General features: G+C 65.5%; 13 protein-coding genes. 4 read left to right on the forward strand and 9 right to left on the reverse strand.

The annotated features are described in order from the left end of the window. Nucleotides 1-50: 50 nt before the first annotated feature. On the reverse strand, nt 51-2,390 hold the full coding sequence (locus RH91_RS12360) for an ATP-dependent helicase (protein WP_029623828.1): 2,340 nt from the start codon (nt 2,388-2,390) through the stop codon (nt 51-53). A gap of 390 nt (nt 2,391-2,780) precedes the next feature. Between RH91_RS12360 and RH91_RS12365 the strand changes: the two genes are divergently transcribed. After that, the gene (locus tag RH91_RS12365; protein ID WP_029623829.1) at nt 2,781-4,418 is read left to right on the forward strand and encodes an inorganic phosphate transporter; all 1,638 of its coding nucleotides are present in this window, start codon (nt 2,781-2,783) and stop codon (nt 4,416-4,418) included. A 146-nt stretch (nt 4,419-4,564) separates the two neighbouring features. Here RH91_RS12365 and RH91_RS12370 read toward each other — a convergent pair whose 3' ends face one another. From RH91_RS12370 to otsB, 4 genes are read right to left on the reverse strand one after another with little or no spacing between them, the layout of a single operon-like run. Next, nucleotides 4,565-5,815 carry a cation:proton antiporter gene (locus RH91_RS12370; RefSeq protein WP_010163090.1) on the reverse strand — a complete coding sequence of 417 codons (1,251 nt, stop codon included), beginning with the start codon at nt 5,813-5,815 and terminating at the stop codon, nt 4,565-4,567. Between the two features lie 48 nt (nt 5,816-5,863). Continuing rightward, nucleotides 5,864-7,261 (reverse strand): alpha,alpha-trehalose-phosphate synthase (UDP-forming), encoded by a 1,398-nt coding sequence (locus RH91_RS12375; protein ID WP_037479395.1) that lies wholly within the window; start codon nt 7,259-7,261, stop codon nt 5,864-5,866. Further along, entirely contained in the window at nt 7,258-9,039 is a 1,782-nt protein-coding gene (locus RH91_RS12380; RefSeq protein WP_010163093.1) for a glycoside hydrolase family 15 protein, read from the reverse strand. Before RH91_RS12380 ends, RH91_RS12375 begins: the two co-directional genes overlap by 4 nt. Continuing rightward, nucleotides 9,036-9,788 carry a trehalose-phosphatase gene (otsB, locus tag RH91_RS12385; protein WP_010163094.1) on the reverse strand — a complete coding sequence of 251 codons (753 nt, stop codon included), beginning with the start codon at nt 9,786-9,788 and terminating at the stop codon, nt 9,036-9,038. Before otsB ends, RH91_RS12380 begins: the two co-directional genes overlap by 4 nt. Before the next feature lie 1,383 nt (nt 9,789-11,171). On the opposite strand from otsB, the gene RH91_RS12390 reads away from it, so the two are divergent. Beyond that, nucleotides 11,172-11,831 carry a PEPxxWA-CTERM sorting domain-containing protein gene (locus RH91_RS12390; protein ID WP_081469535.1) on the forward strand — a complete coding sequence of 220 codons (660 nt, stop codon included), beginning with the start codon at nt 11,172-11,174 and terminating at the stop codon, nt 11,829-11,831. 169 nt (nt 11,832-12,000) lie between these two features. Here RH91_RS12390 and RH91_RS12395 read toward each other — a convergent pair whose 3' ends face one another. Beyond that, a complete protein-coding gene (locus RH91_RS12395) occupies nt 12,001-13,179 on the reverse strand; it encodes a zinc-dependent alcohol dehydrogenase (RefSeq protein WP_010163096.1) in 1,179 nt (392 codons plus the stop codon). Nucleotides 13,180-13,359: 180 nt separating this feature from the next. Continuing rightward, nucleotides 13,360-14,559: a multidrug effflux MFS transporter gene (locus tag RH91_RS12400; protein WP_010163098.1), complete on the reverse strand. Its 1,200-nt coding sequence runs from the start codon at nt 14,557-14,559 to the stop codon at nt 13,360-13,362. A 346-nt stretch (nt 14,560-14,905) separates the two neighbouring features. Here RH91_RS12400 and RH91_RS12405 point away from each other — a divergent pair, with 346 nt between their 5' ends. Both RH91_RS12405 and RH91_RS12410 read left to right on the forward strand, forming a co-directional pair. After that, nucleotides 14,906-16,318 (forward strand): amino acid permease, encoded by a 1,413-nt coding sequence (locus tag RH91_RS12405; protein ID WP_010163099.1) that lies wholly within the window; start codon nt 14,906-14,908, stop codon nt 16,316-16,318. 26 nt (nt 16,319-16,344) lie between these two features. Next, complete coding sequence (locus tag RH91_RS12410; protein WP_010163100.1) at nt 16,345-17,295, forward strand: cation diffusion facilitator family transporter; 951 nt, start codon at nt 16,345-16,347, stop codon at nt 17,293-17,295. Between the two features lie 28 nt (nt 17,296-17,323). Here the strand turns inward: RH91_RS12410 and RH91_RS12415 are convergent, their stop codons facing one another. Together RH91_RS12415 and RH91_RS12420 are read right to left on the reverse strand one after the other, a co-directional pair. Further along, nucleotides 17,324-17,938 (reverse strand): DUF4893 domain-containing protein, encoded by a 615-nt coding sequence (locus RH91_RS12415; RefSeq protein WP_010163101.1) that lies wholly within the window; start codon nt 17,936-17,938, stop codon nt 17,324-17,326. A 135-nt stretch (nt 17,939-18,073) separates the two neighbouring features. Next, the gene (locus RH91_RS12420; protein WP_010163102.1) at nt 18,074-18,859 is read right to left on the reverse strand and encodes a 3-hydroxybutyrate dehydrogenase; all 786 of its coding nucleotides are present in this window, start codon (nt 18,857-18,859) and stop codon (nt 18,074-18,076) included. Nucleotides 18,860-18,878: the final 19 nt, after the last annotated feature.

Raw genomic sequence — 18,878 nt, forward strand, 5'->3', positions numbered from 1 at the left:
TGGTGCGTCGCCAAGGACACACGCGACGGTGAAGCGTATGCCCCGCACGATCAGCCGCCGAGCGTCACGAAGCTGTCCATCACGCGCTTGCGCCCCGCGCTTTCGAAGTCGATTTCGAGCTTGTTGCCCTCGATCTCCGCGATCAGGCCGTAGCCGAACTTCTGGTGGAAGACGCGCATCCCGACCGATACGTCGCTGCGACCCTTGTTGCCGAGGCTGATCGCGGATGACCGCGACTCCTGCACGCGCGACGGTTCGCGCGAGAAGGTGCGGCTGGTAAAGTCCCCGCCGGGCTTGGACCCGCCGCCGACCCCGCCGCCGACCCCTGCCGCCCGCTGCCAGCCGGGGCCACGCCCGGTCCCGCGCGCGACGTCCGCGAACGGATCGGCGCGTTCGGACCAGTTGGCGCGCCACAGGCTTTCGCCGCCCGCCATGCTGCTTTCGGCCTCGATATGCTCGGGCGGGAGTTCGTTGACGAAGCGGCTCGGGATGCTGCTCGTCCACTGGCCATAGATCCGGCGGTTGGCGGCGTGGAGGATCGTCGCGCGGCGGCGCGCGCGGGTGATCGCGACATAGGCGAGGCGGCGTTCCTCCTCGAGGCTCGCGGTACCACCCTCGTCGAGCGAGCGTTGCGAGGGGAACAGTCCTTCCTCCCAGCCGACGAGGAAGACGGTGTCATATTCCAGGCCCTTGGCGGCGTGGATCGTCATGATCGTGACCTTGGGCTCCTCGGCCGCCGCCTCATTGTCCATCACGAGACTGACGTGTTCGAGGAACGCACCGAGGGTTTCATATTCCTCCATCGCGCGCACCAGCTCGGTCAGGTTCTCGAGCCGCCCCGCCGCCTCGACCGATTTCTCGGCCTGGAGCATGCCGGTATAGCCGCTCTCGTCGAGGATGATGCGGGCGAGGTCGCCATGCGACAGCTCGGTCACCTGCGCGCGCCATCGCGCCATGTCGATCACGAGATTGCCGAGCGACTTGCGCGCGGCGCCCGTCAGCTCGTCGGTGTCGAGCAGACGCGCTGCGGCAGTAACGAGCGGGATGCCCTGCGCGCGGGCGAGCTGGTGGACCTTGGACACCGCCTTGTCGCCAAGCCCGCGCTTGGGGACGTTGACGATCCGGTCGAACGCGAGATCGTCCGCCGGCTGCGCGACGACGCGCAGATACGCCAGCGCATCGCGAATCTCGGCACGTTCATAGAAGCGGAAGCCGCCGACGATCCGGTAGTTGATGCCCGTTGCGATGAAGCGGTCCTCGAACTCGCGCGTCTGGTGCTGCGCGCGGACGAGAATCGCGACCTCGTCGAGCGAGGTGCCCGCGCGCTGCGCCGATTCGATTTCCTCGCCGACGCGGCGCGCTTCCTCTGGTCCGTCCCACACACCGAGCACCTTGACCTTCTCGCCGACGTCGAGCTCGGTCCAGAGCTGCTTGCCCAGCCGCCCGCTGTTGTTGGCGATCACGCCCGAGGCGGCCCCCAGGATATGCGGGGTGGAGCGGTAATTCTGCTCGAGCCGGATGATCTTCGCGCCCGGAAAGTCCTTTTCGAACTTCAGGATATTCTCGACCTGCGCGCCGCGCCACGAATAGATCGACTGGTCGTCGTCGCCGACGCAGGCGATGTTCTTGCGCTCCTGCGCGAGCAGACGGAGCCAGAGATACTGGACGCTGTTGGTGTCCTGATACTCGTCGACCATGATGTACTTGAAGCGGCGCTGATAGTCGGCGAGCACGTCGCGATCGCGCTGCAGGATGACGAGCATGTGAAGCAGGAGATCGCCGAAATCGCACGCATTGAGTGCGGCGAGACGGGTCTGGTACGCGGCGTACAATTCCTGCCCGCGCCCGTTGGCGTAGAGCTCGCTCTCGCCCGCGTCGATCTGCGCCGGGGTCAGCCCCTTGTTCTTCCACCCATCGATCAGCCCCGCGAGCTGCCGCGCGGGCCAGCGCTTCTCGTCAAGGTCGGCGGCCTGGATCAACTGCTTGAGCAACCGCATCTGATCGTCGGTATCGAGGATCGTGAAATTGCTCTGGAGTCCGACCAGTTCGGCATGCCGCCGCAGCATCTTCGCGCCGATCGCGTGGAACGTCCCGAGCCATGGCATCCCTTCTACCACATCGCCGACGAGTCGCCCGACGCGTTCGCGCATTTCGCGCGCGGCCTTGTTGGTGAAGGTGACGCTCAGGATTTCGCTCGGCCACGCCTTTCGGGTGTTGAGCAGATGCGCGAGTCGCGCGGTCAGCGCTGCAGTCTTGCCGGTGCCGGCGCCCGCGAGCACGAGCACCGGGCCTTCCGTCGTCAGCACCGCGTCGCGCTGCGGCGCGTTGAGGCCCCGCAAATAGGGTGGATCATGGGGCGCAAGGGCGTCGGGGGAAACAGGGAGACTCATCTGTGAACAGGTAGGGAACGCGCGCCGTGGGAGCAAGCGCGCCGTTGCATAGGCCCCAGCGGTGCGACTCCGGACGACGTCGATCGGCCGGGGATGCCGCGCCAGTGGCGAAGGCTTGCCCCGAAGCGTGCGCAAAACAATGCCGTATCTATACTAGGAGGCAAGTCGAGCGGGGTGCCAGGTGTCGAACGGCGCCATGGGTTAGGGTGGCGACGGTTCGCGGTGGCGACCGACCGTCATAGTATTCAACGTCTTATGGTGAGAATGGGACGCGGTTACCATCGACCGGATGCTTCGGGGCTGGCCTTTGTCGTGCGAGGCAGCTATCGGCGCGGAACACCAGTACATCTTAAACACCCGTAACCAACCGAGTGAAGGCCTTTCAAAGCCATGGCTACTACCTTGTCGGCGCCTCTCGAAGCTGAGGCAGCGAGCGGCCCCCGGTTGGATCATCACCTGCATCCCGCCGGCCGCTGGATCTTCCTGGCGGTGATGGTGGCGGGTCTGGCCTTCGCGGGTTTCAGCATCTTCACCGATACCAAGCAGGTCGGCGAGGGCCTCGCGCTCGGGACCTTCGCGTTTCTCGCGCTCGCGCTGTTGATCGCGCTGGGGTTCGAGTTCGTCAACGGCTTCCACGATACCGCCAATGCGGTCGCGACCGTCATCTACACCCATTCCATGCCAGCCCCGCTCGCGGTCGTCTGGTCGGGCTTCTTCAACTTCCTCGGCGTGATGTTCTCGACCGGGGCGGTGGCCTATTCGATCATCACGTTGCTGCCGGTCGACCTGATTCTCCACGTCGGTAGCAGCGCAGGCTTCGCGATGATCTTCGCGCTGCTGCTCGCGGCGGTGTTGTGGAACCTCGCCACCTGGTTCGTCGGCCTGCCCAATTCGTCGAGCCATGCGCTGATCGGGTCGATCCTTGGCGTCGGTTTCGCCAACCAGCTGATGTCTTCGGGCGTCGGCGGAACGTCGGGCGTGGACTGGAGCCAGGCGACCAAGGTTCTCACCGGCCTGTGGATGGCACCGCTGATCGGCTTCGGCGCGGCGTTCCTGCTGCTGATCGTGATGAAGTTCGTCCTCAAGAACCCCAAGCTCTACAAGGAGCCCGAGGGCAATGCGCCGCCGCCCAAGGGCATCCGCGCGCTGCTGATCTTCACCTGCACCGCGGTCAGCTTCGCACACGGCGGGAATGACGGGCAGAAGGGCATGGGGCTGATCATGCTGATCCTGATCGGCTGCGCGCCGACCGCCTATGCGCTCAACCGCACGATGCCCGAGAGCCAGACGCCGGCGTTCGTCGCGAGCGCGAATGCTGCTGCGAACGCCTTCTCGGTCCATGCCAATGGCGGCACGGTCGCGACGATGGACGAAGCGCGCGGCGTGCTGACCAAGGCGCTCCAGACGCGCAAGGCATCCAGCCCCCAGGTCTATGCCGCGGCATCGTCGCTGTCGCGCGATCTCGGCCAGCGGATCAACGCGTTCGGTTCGCTCAACAAGGTGTCCGCTGCGGCGACCCCGAACTTGCGCAACGACATGTATCTCGTGCTCGACACGACCCGGCTCGCGACCAAGGACAAGAAGGCCGCTGCGGCGACGTTCAGCGAGCCCGAGCTGAAGGCGATCACCGGCTATCAGACCAACCTCGAGAAGGGCACGCGCTACATCCCGACCTGGGTCAAGATCACGGTCGCGCTCGCGCTGGGTCTCGGCACGATGGTCGGCTGGCGGCGGATCGTGATCACCGTCGGCGAGAAGATCGGCAAGTCGCACCTGACCTATGGCATGGGCGCGTCGGCCGAGCTGGTCGCGGCGGGGACGATCATGGCGGCGGAAGTGTACGGCCTGCCGGTTTCCACGACGCACATCCTGTCGTCGGGGGTCGCGGGTGCCTCGGTCGCCAACGGTGCCGGGTTGCAGTCGCGGACCGTCATCAACATGGCGCTCGCGTGGTTGCTGACGCTGCCGGTCGCGATGGCGCTCTCGGGTGCGCTGTACGTGCTGTTCCTGACGCTGACGAAGCTCTGATCCGACCGCGTCGGGTCAGAGCAGGGGGGCGGAAGTCTGACGGCTTCCCGCCCCCCTTTCGTTTTCCGCGACGTCGGGCAACCGGCGCGGTGCTGGACCGCTCGGCTGCGCTCGACGCGAACGGCCAACCGGATAACGTTAAGCGCTTACGCCGGTTCGGTCGCCTCGGCGTTTTCTCGCTCTTCGCGTCGCGCATCGGCCTTCGCCATCAGCGGTGTCGCGGTCATCCCGTGGACGACGATCGACAACAGGATCGCCGTTCCCGCGATCGCCCAGATCTGCGAGCGCTCCCCGAACTGGGCGCGGTTGAAGGCGTATTGCAGGTAGAACAGCGTCCCGATCCCACGGATGCCGAAGAACCCCATCAGCCGCTTCGACAACCCCGGCGTATCCGACCGCGCAAACGCGACGAGGCTGGCAGCCGGGCGGATGACGAACACGATTCCCACCGCGAGCAGCGCCCCGCGCCAGTCGAGCGGCGCGAGCAGGCCCTTGCCGACCGCCCAGCCGAACAGCACCATCACCAGTGTCATCAGCACGCGTTCGATCTGGCCCGAGAATTCGGCCATCGCCGTGTGAAATTCATTGTCGGGGCAGGTCGATCGGATCGTCAGCGCCGCAATGAACACCGCGATGAAGCCGTTGCCGTGGATCAACACGGACAAGGCATAAGCGCAGAAGGTCACGCCGATCGCGACCAGTCCGTCCCCGGTGTCCGACAGTTTGGCCGAGGGCAGGCGGAACATCAGATAGCCCGCGATGCTCCCCAGCACCCAGCCGATCAGCACGCCGAGCGCAAGGTCGCTAGCGACCTCGACCAGCGACCAGTGCAACCAGTCGACCGCCCCCTGTTGCACGCTGATCGCGAGCGCGATGAACGGGAAGGCGAGGCCGTCGTTGAGGCCGGCCTCCGACGTAAGCCCGAAGCGCGTCTCGCCATCTTCGCCCTGCGTCGGCGGGCCGGTCTGAACATCGGCGGCGAGCACCGGGTCGGTCGGCGCGATCGCGGCCGCGAGCAGCAGCGCGGCGGCGATGCTCAAGCCGACACCCCAATGCGCCGCGGCGAACACCGCAAGCATCGTCAGCGGCATCACGGCAAGCAGCAGGACCCAGGTCGAGCGCCAGCGCTGCCAGCCGAACTTACGGTCGAGCCGCAGCCCCGCGCCCATCAGCGCGATCAGCACGATACCTTCGTTCAGATGTTCGAGCGTCGGGTCGTGTGTCAGGCGGGTCTGGCTCGCCTGGAACCATGGCGTCATCGACAGCAACAGGCCGAGGCCGATGCAGATGATCGGCAACGACAGCGGCAGCTTCTTGAGCAGCAACGGAATCCAGGCGGCGAGAAGGATGAGTCCGCCGATCCCGAGCAGGATCAGTTCATGGGAGAGTTGCAGCATCCGCATCAACGAGCGGATGCTGCATAGGCTCCCGTTGCACGACGACGATCAGGCCGCCGCGGATGCCTCGGGCATGTCCGCCGCCATCAAGGCGGCGAGGAACGTCTCGCGCCACCAGTCGATGTCCTGATCCTCGATCGAATCCATGCAGGCGCGCCAGCGGCGGATCCGTTCGTCCTTGCCCATCCGCAGCGCGGTCAGGATCGCATCCGCCATTTCCTCGGCGCTGTACGGGTTGACCTGGATCGCCTCGGTCAACTGCGCCGCCGCGCCCGCGAAGCGCGACAGGATCAGCACGCCCGGATCCTCGGGGTCCTGCGCCGCGATATATTCCTTGGCAACGAGGTTCATCCCGTCGCGCAACGGCGTGACGAGCCCGATCTTCGACGCACGGTAGATCCCCGCGAGCGTATCGCGGCCATAGCCCTGGTTGACGTAGCGGATCGGCACCCAGTCGACGTCGGCATACGCCCCGTTGATCCGGCCCGACAGGCTTTCGAGCGTGTTGCGGATCCGCTGGTAACTCCCGACCGCGCCGCGCGACGGCGGGGCGATCTGGAGCAGGAAGACTTCCTTGCGCTCTTCCGGATGCTCGACCAGGAACCGCTCATAGCCGAGGAAGCGCTCCTCAAGCCCCTTGGAATAGTCGAGCCGGTCGACCCCGACGATCATGTCGCGCCCGTCCGCGCTGTCGCGCATCCGGCGATAGGTCAGCCGCGCGACGACGCTCCGCGCCAGCTCGGCGAATTCGGGCGCGTCGATCCCGATCGGGCAGGCGAGCACGCGAACGCTGCGGTCGCCGAGCGTGACGGTGCCGTCCGCGACGGTCGCGCCCATTTCAAGCCGCGCGAAATCGAGGAAGCTCTCGAGCCACTCCTGCGTGTGGAAGCCGATCACGTCATAGGCGAACATCCGCCGCACCAGTTCCTGCGCTTCCGGCAGGATCGACAGCAGGCGACGTGGCGGCCACGGGATATGGAGGAAGAAGCCGATCCGGTTCTCGCACCCGCGCTTGCGCAGCTCGTCGCCGAGCGGGAACATGTGGTAATCCTGGATCCAGACGACGTCCTCCGTCTCGATCAGCGGCTGGACGGTCTCAGCGAAACGTTCGTTGACGCGCTGATAGCCGCCCGCAAAATCGCGTTCATATTCAGCGAGATCGACGCGGTAGTGAAAGAGCGGCCACAAGGTCCGGTTGGCATAGCCGTTGTAATATTCGTCGATGTCCTGGTCTTCGAGGTCGATCGTCGCGGTGGTGACGCCATCGTTGCGATGGAAGTTGATGTCGCCGGTAAAATGGTCGGTGCGTTCGCCCGACCATCCGAACCACACGCCGCGATATTGCCGCAGAGCCGATTGGAGCGCGACCGCAAGGCCACCCTGCGCGCCCGATTCCGACCCCTTGGGCGCGGATACGCGGTTCGAGATGATCACCAGACGAGTCATCGGATCGAGCTCCACGGTTTGCTCAGCAGGGCGGCGCAATTGATCATGCCGACCAGCGAGTAGGTTTGCGGGTAATTGCCCCAGAGTTCGCCCGTCTCGGGCTCGATATCCTCGGACAGCAGCCCGGCTGCGGTCCGGCGCGCGAGCATTTCCTCGAACAGCGCGCGGGCATCCTCGCTCCGCCCGGTAAAGTGGAGCGCCTCGATCAGCCAGAAGGTGCAGACGTTGAAGGCGGTCTCGGGCATCCCGAAATCATCCTCGATCGCGTAGCGCAGCATGAACGAGCCGCGCCGCAACCCTTCCTCGGCCGCCTTGAGCGTATCGATGAAGCGCGGATCCTCGGGTTCGAGGAAGCGGAGGTCGAGCAACTGCAACAGGCTCGCGTCGAGATCATCGCCCGAGAAGGTCGCCGACATCCGCCGCGTTTCGGGCCGCCACGCCGCAGTCTCGATCCGTTCGCGGATCGTCGCGGCGCGGTCCTGCCACAGCGTCGCACGTTCGGTCAGCCCAAGCTTGTGCGCAGCATTGGCGAGCCGGTCGCACGCCGCCCAGCACATTGCCGACGAATAGGTGTGGACGCTCTGCCGTGTGCGCAGCTCCCACAGGCCGGCGTCGGGCTGGTCGTAATTGGCCCAGGCGCGTTCGCCGACATGTTCGAGCGATTCGAAATCCTCGAGCCCGGCGAGCCGGAACAGGCGGGTGTCGAAGAACGCGTGCACGCTGCACAGCACGATCTGGCCGTAAGCATCGTGCTGGATCTGCTCATACGCCTGATTGCCGACGCGCACCGGGCCCATCCCGCGATAGCCGGGGAGATCGGGCGCGACGCGCTCCTCGAGTTGCGCCTCGCCAAGCACGCCGTAGAGCGGCTGGATATGGCCGCCCGCCGCCGCATCGACGATGTTGCGGAGATAGCCGAGATACCCTTCGAGCACGTCGAGCGCGCCGAGCCGATTGAGCGCCTGGACGGTATAATAAGCGTCGCGCACCCAGCAGTAGCGATAGTCCCAGTTGCGCTGCGACCCCGCATGTTCGGGCACCGACGTCGTCATCGCGGCGACGATCGCACCGGTTTCCTCGTGCTGGCACAGCTTGAGCGTGATCGCGGAGCGGATCACCACATCCTGCCATTCGAGCGGGATCGCGAGGCCACGGACCCATTCCTGCCAGTGTGCGGTGGTCTTGGCGAGCATCGCGTCGAGCGTCTCGGCGAGATCGCCCGCGAAACTCTCGTCCGGGCCGAGGAAGAAGTGCAGCGGGCGCTCGACCCGGAACGCAAGTTCGTTCTGGATCATGCCGACGGGGGCGGTGGTGCTGAGCCGCATCGCCATCGTTTCGAGCAGGAAGCGGATGTGATTCGACCCGCCGATCTTCTCGTTGCAGCTGCCGCCCCAGCCGCAGGTCGGGCGAAGCTGGATGCGGACGCGTGGGCTGCCGGCGACCGGGCGGATGATCCGCGCGAACGAAACCGGGCGATAGCTGCGGCCATTGCTGATGAAGCGCGGGCAGAAATCGATCACTTCGATCGCGTTGCCGGCGCCATCGGTGTGGCGCGTGACGAGGATCGGGGTGTTGCGGATGTAATGCTGCTCGACCGAGACACTGTCCTCGATCGCGATTCCCCAATAGCCGCGCTCGGGCTTCTCGCCGCCGAGTAGCGCGGAAAACAAGGGGTCGCCATCGATCCGCGGGACGCAGCCCCAGACGAAGCTGCCCGCACGGTCGACGAGCGCGCTGACCTGGCAATTGCCGATCGGCCAGAGATCGAGCGAGCTCATGCCGCCACCCCGCACGCGGCTTCGAGCCAGTCGAGCGTCGCCGCGACATCGGGCAGCCGGTAGGCCGCGCTGCTCGGGCGCGATGCCCCGATCAGGATGCCCGCGCCGCCGAGCGCCGCCGCCGCCGCCATCGCGGGTTCGTCGGTATCGTCGTCGCCAAGGAAGACGGGCGTGAACCCCGCCATCTGCGGCGTGGCCATCAGGCGCCGCAGCGCCGAACCCTTGTCGCCGCCGCCGACGCGGAGCTCGACCATCATCTTGCCGGTCTGCAGATGCAGCGCGCTTTCCTCAGAGAGGGTCCGGGCAAGTGCATGCGCCTGCGGTTCCATCTCGGGGCAGGCGCGATAATGCAGCGCCGCGCCAAAGGGTTTCTCCTCGACCAGCAGGCCGGGTGTCGCTTGAGCAAAATCTTTCATGATATTCAGAATACGATCGAGCGCAGGTGGTCGTTCCGGCAGCGATCGCAATCCGTCGTGCGATTGCACCTCCAGGCCGTGACTTCCCGCGATCGTCAGCGGCACCGGGCCGAACAGCGCGAGGATGCCGTCGACCGACCGCCCGCTGATGATCGCGACGCGGTTGTCAAGGGTCGTGCGGAGCCGCTCGAGCAGCGTCGCGAGCCGCTCGCTGACCGTCACGAGTTCGGGCCGCGCGGCAAGCTCGACCAGCGTCCCGTCAAAATCGAGGAACAGCGCCGCGCCACGCAGCAGCGTGACGGGCGGGAGCGAATCCGGGGAGGGGGTCGTCATGCGCGCCCGATAGCAAGGCGGGGGGGCTGGCGTCACCCGAAACTGGCGGTGTTGGTGCCGCGGGGGGGGCGTTGACGTCCTTACCCGGGGTTGCCGTGAGGATGCTTCAGGGGCAGCGTGGGGCGAATCCGGTTCGTGACTGGTGCGCGGTGGATTCTCAAACGCGTTCAGCATGCCGCAGTTGAGACAGGCTCGGGCTAGGGGGTGAACCTGTAAAAGCGACCGACCGCGCTCGCCCAAACCTAGTCGTCAGGGCCTACTATTTAGCGATGACAAACTGTGCCAACGAGTGCTGCAAGTACAGCTGTGGGCGATCCGCCCGCATATCGTGCAGATGCCGCAATCACGGTTCTACTTCCTAGCTTGACGCCGCAGCAATCGATTGAGGTCTGCCTTATACTGTGCACAGGTTGAAGAGAGATGGCGCCCGCCCCGCTCTTCGGCGACACACCGCGTCCGCAGCGACTTTTGCTCGCTGAAAGTTCCCGTCGTTTCATGCGTGCCGCGACCGTATCGCACCGACGGGTCGGGGTCCAAAGCCTGCGCCTGGGCACCGGTCGCCGCCCCCGCGACAAGCGCGGCAAGATACACTAACTTCATGAATTACCCTCTCATTCGTTTGCTCGACGATACGGGAATATGGACAGCACGCAAGCGGGTCGGGCACCGGCCTAAGCAGTTGAGCTGCGTGTGCCAGCAACTTGCCCGTCGGAAAGCGGACAGGCCGAAAACGGCCAATTGCGGACAACCGATGGAGCGTGCAACTTACCCGAATGAGCGACAGCCGTTACAGGGGCGGAGGAACCCGTGGGGGTAGATGGGGCTGCGGACTGGCGGCGCTTTTCGGCATCCCGGTCTTCATGTTTGCAACCCTTGTAGCGAGCTTGGGTGACTGCATGCCTGATGTAGAGTGCCATCCCGGCTTCTGGCTCGAAGTTCTTCTTCCTACCTTCCTTGTGGCTGCTCCCATAGGCATCGGCGTTCGCTGGTTGGTGAACAGGCGGGCGGGCAGTGACGAATAATAAGCATGGAGCGGAACGACCGCTTCCCACCAGATTACGACGTTCGGCCGCGATGAACGCGAACTACGCGCCTGATAGCTGACAGTCCGAAAACGCCCATAACCCGCCGGTCGGCAAGTTAATGGATTATCTCGATATTCGCATCGTCGTCTATACTCGCCAGAGCCAGATTGACCCAAATAGTCACTGTTAATTCTACCGACAGTGAATCAAGACAATGTGTAATCAACTTTTACAGTCTCATCTGGCCAATACGATAGCTGATTGTAAATTTGACAGTGGCACGGTCCTTGCTCCTTTTCAGGAGGTCACAAACGAGAATAGTCAAGAGGACGATTCCGTCGACCAAGGAGAGCTCGTCATGAAATCTCGCCTAGCTACGATAGCTGCTGCATCCGTGATTGCTCTGTGTGCCGCAGCACCAGCATCAGCTGCAGTCACAGTTCTGACGTTTGAGGGCATTGCCGACAGCACAGCAGTCGGTAACTTCTACGCTCCGAATTATACTTTCTCAGCCTCGACGCTTGCTCTGGTTGATTCCGACGCCGGCGGCAACGGTAACTTTGCAAACGAGCCGTCGGGAAACACGATTTTCTTTTTCACCGGCGCCGAGATCCCGATCCTGAACGTGACAAACGGGTTCGATACCGGATTCTCCTTTTTCTACACGTCCGCGACGGCCGCGACGGTACGCGTGTTCAGCGGTTTCAACGGAACTGGCACCCTGCTCGGGACAATCGATCTGAGCGCGCAATTTACCCAGAACTGCGGCGGTGACCCCACCGGCGATTTCTGCAACTTTACCAATGCGGGCGTCGCGTTTGCAGGTACCGCTCACTCGATCGACTTCGGTGGAACCGCGAGCCAGACCGGCTACGACGATATCACGTTCGGTTCGGACGTGGCCGGCGGCGCTGTTCCTGAGCCCGCAACGTGGGCGATGATGCTGGCAGGCTTCGGCATGATCGGTTGCACCGTTCGTCGCCGCCAGCAGGTCCGGACGACAGTTGCCTACGCCTAATTTCGACTGAAATTGAAAGAGCCGCTGGCCGAAAGGCTGGCGGCTTTTTGCTATTTGACGCACAGCAGTTGACGGTCAGTACTCCGCCAAAACACGACATTCGCATGTACAAACCTACGGCGCACTACCGTCGCCGGGGTGACGGCACCGCCGCCACCCCGACCAAGCCTTACCCGTGCGGGCGCATCACGACCTTGATGACGCCGTCTTCCTTGTCGCGGAACTTCTGGTACATTTCCGGCGCATCCTCGAGCGAAGCGGGGTGCGTCACGACGAAGCTCGGGTCGATGTCGCCCGCCTCGATCCGCGCGAGGAGCGGCTTGGTGTACGCCTGGACGTGCGTCTGGCCCGCCTTGATCGTCAGGCCCTTGTTCATCAGCGCGCCGAGCGGGACCTTGTCGCCCATGCCGACATAGACGCCCGGGATCGACACCGTGCCGCCCATCCGGCAGCTCATGATCGCTTCGCGCAGCACATGGATGCGATCAGTCGCAAGGCCGACCGTGGCCTTGGCCTTGTCGAGCACCGCATCCACCGAACCGTGGCCCGAGGCTTCCGCACCGACCGCGTCGATGCAGCTGTCCGGCCCGCGGCCCTTGGTGCGATATTGCAGCTCGTCATAGACGTTCTCGACGTCGCTGAAATCGATCGTCTCGGCGCCGCCGGCTTCCGCCATCCGCAGCCGCTCGGGCACTTCGTCGATCGCGATGACGCGCCCTGCGCCAAGCATTAGCGCCGAGCGGATCGCGAACTGGCCGACCGGGCCGCAACCCCAGATCGCAACCGTGTCGCCGGGCTCGATCTGCGCGTTTTCCGCTGCCATGTAGCCGGTCGGGAAGATGTCCGAGAGGAACAGCGCCTGCTCGTCGGTGATGCTGTCGGGCACCTTGATCGGGCCGAAATCGGCCATCGGCACGCGCAGATATTCGGCCTGGCCGCCGCAATAACCGCCGAGCATGTGGCTGAACCCGAACAGGCCGGCGGGCGAATGGCCCATCGCCTTGATCGCCATCTCGGCATTGGGGTTTGTCGTGCAGCAGGCCGAGAACAGCCCCTTGCGGCAGAACCAGCAATCGCCGCAGCTGATCGTGAACGGCACGACGACGCGGTCGCCGATCTTGAGGTTGGTCACCTCCGACCCGAGCGCGACGACTTCGCCCATGTTCTCATGGCCAAGGATGTCGCCCGATTCCATCGTGGGCTGATAGCCGTCGAGCAGGTGAAGATCCGACCCGCAGATCGCGCAGGCGGTGACCTTGATGATCGCATCGCGGGGGTGCTTGATTTCGGGGTCGGCTACGGTGTCGACGCGAACGTCGCCTTTTCCATGCCAGCATAATGCACGCATCGCTTGTCTCCGTCGGGCTGCGGATCCGCCCCGGGGGTAGGGCAGTAAATCCTGTCGCGGTAACGAGCGGTGCCGGAAAAGGTCCCGGTCCTTAACCGGATGGCAATAAGTAAATATACTGGGGGTAACCTGTGTTGTCTGCCGAACTAAACCTTGGTTAAGATTGTCCGGCCAACGTGGTTAGTCGTGCTGCATTCTTGGCTTGAACAGTGCCCCGCCCTCGACGACCCAGATGATCCCCAACACAGCGACCCCGATCGCGAGATAGCCGATCGCGAGCGGAAAGGTCGTGCCATTGTACGATTGCCCGATCGCGGTGCCGACCAGGACCGCGCCGACGCTGGTGATGAACCCCTGCACCGAAGACGCAGTTCCCGCGATATGCCCGACCGGTTCCATCGCCATCGCGCCGAAGTTGGAGCCGCACAGCCCGATGCACGTCATGCTCAGCGCCTGGAACACCATGTAGGTGATAAGCGACTCCGCGCCGGTCGCGATCACCGCAAGGTGGATCAGCGACAGGCCGATCAGGCCGAACACCGCGACCTGCGAGATCAGCCGCGTCCCCAGTCGCTCGACCAGCCGGCTGTTGGCAAAGGAGGCGCACCCCATCGAAAACGCGCAGACCGCGAACAGGATCGTGAAGCGTTCGCCCGCGTGGAATTCATCGACGAAGATCTGCTGCGCCGACGCCACGAACGCAATGATCCCGCCGAACGTCAGCGACGCGGCGAGCGCATAGCCCGCCGAATAGCGGTTGGTCAGCGTCAATCGGTAGGAGCTGGACAGCGTCGCGATCGAGATCGGCACCCGCCGCGCGACCGGGAGCGATTCGCGCAGCCGTGCGAGCGTCCACGCCAGCACGAACGCGGCGAACCCGGCGAGCCCGTAGAAGATGAAGCGCCACGGCCCCATCGTCAGCAGCACCTGCCCGAGGCTCGGCGCGAGGATCGGCACGAGGAAGAAGATCATCTGCGCGACCGACAATGTCCGCGCCATCGTCCGCCCCGAGAAATTGTCACGCACAATTGCGACCGCGAGCACGCGTGTCGCCGCCGACATCAGCCCCTGCAGGATGCGCGCGCCGAGCAGCGCGCCGAACGTACCCGAACTCGCCGCGAAGATGCTTGCCGCGACGAAGCCGAGCAGCGTGATGATGAGGATCGGCTTGCGGCCATAACGGTCGGTCAGCGGGCCATAGGCGAGCTGGCCGGTGCCGAACCCGAGCATGTAGGCGGTGATGATCCACTGCCGGTGGTTGGCGGTGGCGATCGACAGGTCGCGCCCGATGTCGGCGAGCGCCGGGAGCATCAGGTCGACGCCGAGCGCGTTGACCGCCATCAGCGCGGCGACGAAGGCGACAAATTCGTGGCGGTGCATCGCCGGGGCTGGGGCGGGGGTGGTCATGCGGGTCCGCTTAGAGGGGTGGGGCGGGATAGGCTATCTTTGATGGTGCTCGTGCGGGAGCTATAAAGGTGTATGTCCGCAGTCCCCCTCCTTTCGCTTCCCCGGCGGAGGCCGGGGCCCAGTAGCGATGGCCTGTGCAAGCACGTGCAGCGTCTGCCATGACTGGCCCGCGACTGGGCCCCGGCCTTCGCCGGGGAAGAAGGGGAGGTGGTGCGCGTGCAGCGAGGGCGATCGTGCTCTCCCCGCCGGCAGGGCTTTCCTCCTGCGACGATCCCGCGGTAAGGCGCTCCACCAACGATAAAACATTCCCGGGGGAAGCATGGCCAGTCTGTTGCGCCGCAAGATCATCACCAGCGGCGCGGAGCAGCCCGCCGGACAGCAACTCGCGCGGACCCTGTCCTGGCCGCATCTGATCGCGCTCGGCGTCGGGGCGATCGTGGGAACGGGCATCCTGACGCTGATCGGCGTCGCGTCGGATCGCGCGGGTCCGGCGGTGTTGCTGAGCTTCGCGGTCGCGGGCGCGATCTGCGCGTGTGCGGCGCTGTGCTATGCCGAGATGGCGACGATGATCCCCGCCTCGGGCAGCGCCTATACCTATAGCTATGCGGTGCTCGGCGAGATCATCGCCTGGGTCGTCGGCTGGAGCCTGATCCTCGAATATTCGCTCGTCGTCTCGGCGGTCGCGGTCGGCTGGTCGAGCTATGCGGTGCGCTTCCTCGCAGGGGTCGGAATCGTGCTGCCCGAGGTGCTGACGCACGGGCCGAGCGTCGGGGGCGCGTTCGGGATCAACCTGCCAGCGGTGTTCATCATCGCGGTCGTCGCCGGGCTGCTGACGCTAGGCACGCGCGAGAGCGCGCGGATCAACAGCGCGCTCGTCATCCTCAAGATCGTCACGCTGACGCTGTTCGTCATCGTCGCGCTGCCGCATTTCGACACCGCCAACCTGCATCCGTTCGCGCCCTATGGTTATGGCAGCGTCGCGGGCGCGGACGGGGTGAAATACGGGATGATGGGCGCGGCCGCGATCATCTTCTTCGCCTTCTACGGCTTCGACGCGATCTCGACCGCGGCCGAGGAAACCAAGAACCCCGAGCGCGATCTCGCGATCGGGATCGTCGGGTCGATGGTCGTGTGCACGATCATCTACATCGTCGTCGCGCTCGCCGCAGTCGGCGCGGTCCATTACAGCGTGTTCGGCAAGAGTGCCGAGCCACTTGCGCTGATCCTCGTCCAGTTGCAGCAGCCCGGTATCGCGACGATCATCGCGGCGGCGGCGGCGATCGCGCTGCCGACGGTGATCCTCGGGTTCCTGTACGGGCAGAGCCGGATCTTCCTCGTGATGGCGCGCGACGGGTTCCTCCCACCTGCGCTCGCGCGCGTCTCGGCGCGCGGGACTCCGGCGCGGGTCACGCTGGTGACCGCGCTGTTCGTCAGCATCATCGCAGCGCTGATGCCGATCGACGTGATCGCCAGCCTCGCCAATGCCGGCACGCTGTGTGCGTTCGTCGCGGTGGCGGCGTGCGTGCTGGTGCTGCGGCGGCGCGCGCCCGACGCGCGGCGGCCGTTCCGCATGCCGCTCGCCTGGATCATCGCGCCGCTCGCGATTCTGGGCTGCGCGTATCTTTTCACCAGCCTGCAGGTCGTAACGCAGCTTTCGTTCGTTGCGTGGAATGCGATCGGGCTGCTGGTGTATTTCATCTACGGTCGCGCGCGCGCCACCATCGCCGCCTGACCGGCGCGCGGAACAGGAAGTCCGACATGTCCGCTGCCAAAGAAGGCGAGTCCAACCTGGTGATCTTCGCCGCGCTTGCCGCCAATCTCGGCATTGCGGTGGCGAAGTTCGTCGCGGCGGCGATCACTGGATCGTCGTCGATGCTGACCGAAGGGTTCCACTCGGTCGTCGACAGCTTCAATCAGGTGCTGCTGCTGTACGGCCAGCATCGCGGCAAGCGCCCGCCCGATGCGGCCTATCCGTTCGGCTATGGCCGCGAACTGTACTTCTGGAGCTTCGTCGTCGCGATCCTGATCTTCGGGGTCGGTGCGGGCGTGTCGGTCTACGAAGGCTGGGTCCATCTCGAGGAACCCGAGCCGCTGCGCGACCCGCTGGTCAATTATATCGTTCTGGGGGTCGCCTTTGCGCTCGAGGGGACGTCCTGGGTCCTCGCGATGCGCGGTTTCGCCGCGGATAACCGCGGGCGTGGGTGGTGGCAGGCGGTCCGGCGGTCGAAGGACCCGGCGGGGTTCATCGTGCTGTTCGAGGATTCGGCGGCACTGGCGGGGTTGATTGTCGCAGGCGTCGGCGTGTGGCTGAGCCATTATCTGCAGGATCCGCGGATCGACGGGATCGCGTCGATCGTGATCGGGGGAATCCTCGGCGTGGTCGCAGCGTTGCTCGCGCGCGAGGCGAAGGGGTTGCTGATCGGGGAGGGCGCGGACCCGGCGATCGTCGCGCGAGTCCGTGCGATCGTCGACGGGCGCCCGGAGATCACCTGCGTCAACCACGTCCGCACGATCCACACCGCGCCGCAAAGCATCTTCGTGGCGATCAGCGCGGACTTCGTCGATACGCTGACGATGGGCGAGGCGGAGACCTCGATCGAAACGATCGAGACCGACCTGAAGAAGGCCGAGCCGATGCTGTCGTCGATCTACATCCGGCCCGAGAAGCGCGAGAATGCCGCGGACCTGCCGGAGACCGGCAAGGCCTGACGGGGGAGGCGACGGCGAACGACCGCGGCTATTCCGCCGGCACGATCTCCACCACGTCGAGCACCGATTCGAACCGCGGTGACGGCAGGACGAGGCGCCACCGCCGGACCCCGATCCGCTCGACATAGCCCGCAAGGTCGCGAGTCCCGTCGCGGCCATAGGCGAGCGGGCGGTGCTCGTCGCCGAACAGCATCGTGCCGAGGAAGACCGCGCGCGACGATGAATCGTCGAACAGCACGCCGACCGGGCGTTGCCCGCCGCCGACCTTCGACAGCCGGACCTGCCCGCCGTCGCGATCGACCCGGCAATCGACCGGCGGGTACATGGTCAGGTCGCGCATCGCCGTGCCGTGCGCGCCGAGTTTTGTCACGCTGCAGCGATAGGTGCCCGGCGGTGGCACCGCATCGGGCAACGCGCGGTCGGGATCGAACAGCAGCGGATCGGCGTCGATCGGCGCGATCAGGCCCGCGGCGCGGACCTTCGCCAGTGCGTCGATCCACGCCCCGCGCCAGGACCGCAAGCGCGACCGATCCGCCGGGGTCGCGACCCGGCGCCAGTCGAGATCGGTGCTGACGGTGCCCGACTTCTTGGCGATGGCCTTCGCGGGCTTGCACCCGAAAGCGGTGAGCGCGGCAACGAGCATCAACCCCGAGCAGCGGGCCGGACCCTTCAGGGGCATCGAAGTGCGGACGGCGGGCGGTCATGCGACATCCCACCAATCAACCACGCCAGCCCGGGAAAGCCAAGGATAACCGTCAGGCAGTCGCCGACGGAGCGGTCAGGCCGCGGTCCACCCGCCGTCGACCGAGAGGTTCGCGCCGGTGATCGCCTTCGCCTCGTCGCGGCACAGGAACAGCGCGAGCGCGGCGACCTGGTCGACCGTGACGAATTCCTTGGTCGGCTGCGCGGCGAGCAGCACGTCGTCCATCACCTGCGCGCGCGTCAGGCCGCGCGCCTTCATCGTGTCGGGGATCTGCGCCTCGACCAGCGGCGTCCAGACATAGCCGGGCGAGATGCAGTTGACCGTGATCCCGTCCGTCGCGGTCTCGAGCGCGATCGTCTTGGACAGGCCGACGAGGCCGTGCTTCGCCATGACGTAGGCCGACTTGTTAGGGCTCGCGACGAGCGAATGCGCCGAGGCGGTCGAGATGATCCGGCCCCATTTCGCGGCCTTCATGTACGGAACCGCCGCCTGCATCATGTACCAGGCGGAATTGAGGTTGATCTGGATGATCGCCTCGAACTTGTCCGCGGGAAAGTCCTCGATCGGCGCGACATGCTGGATGCCCGCGTTGTTGACGAGAATGTCCGGTCCGCCGAGCTCGCGGTGGCAGCGGTGGACCATCGCCGCGATCTGGTCGGGCCTGGTCATGTCGGCGGCGTCGTACAGCGCCTTGCCGCCGCTCGCTGCTTCCAGCGCCGCACGGTCGGCTTCGATCGCGGCGGCGTCGCCGAAACCGTTGATCATCACGTTCGCGCCTTCGCGCGCGAACAGTCTGGCGTAGGCGAGGCCGATCCCGGAGGTCGACCCGGTGACGATCGCGGTTTTGCCCTTGAGGAACATGGGGAGTCTCCGTTTCGGC

The sequence above is a fragment of the Sphingomonas sp. PAMC 26617 genome (genome assembly GCF_000242835.1).
Lineage (GTDB): Bacteria > Pseudomonadota > Alphaproteobacteria > Sphingomonadales > Sphingomonadaceae > Sphingomonas.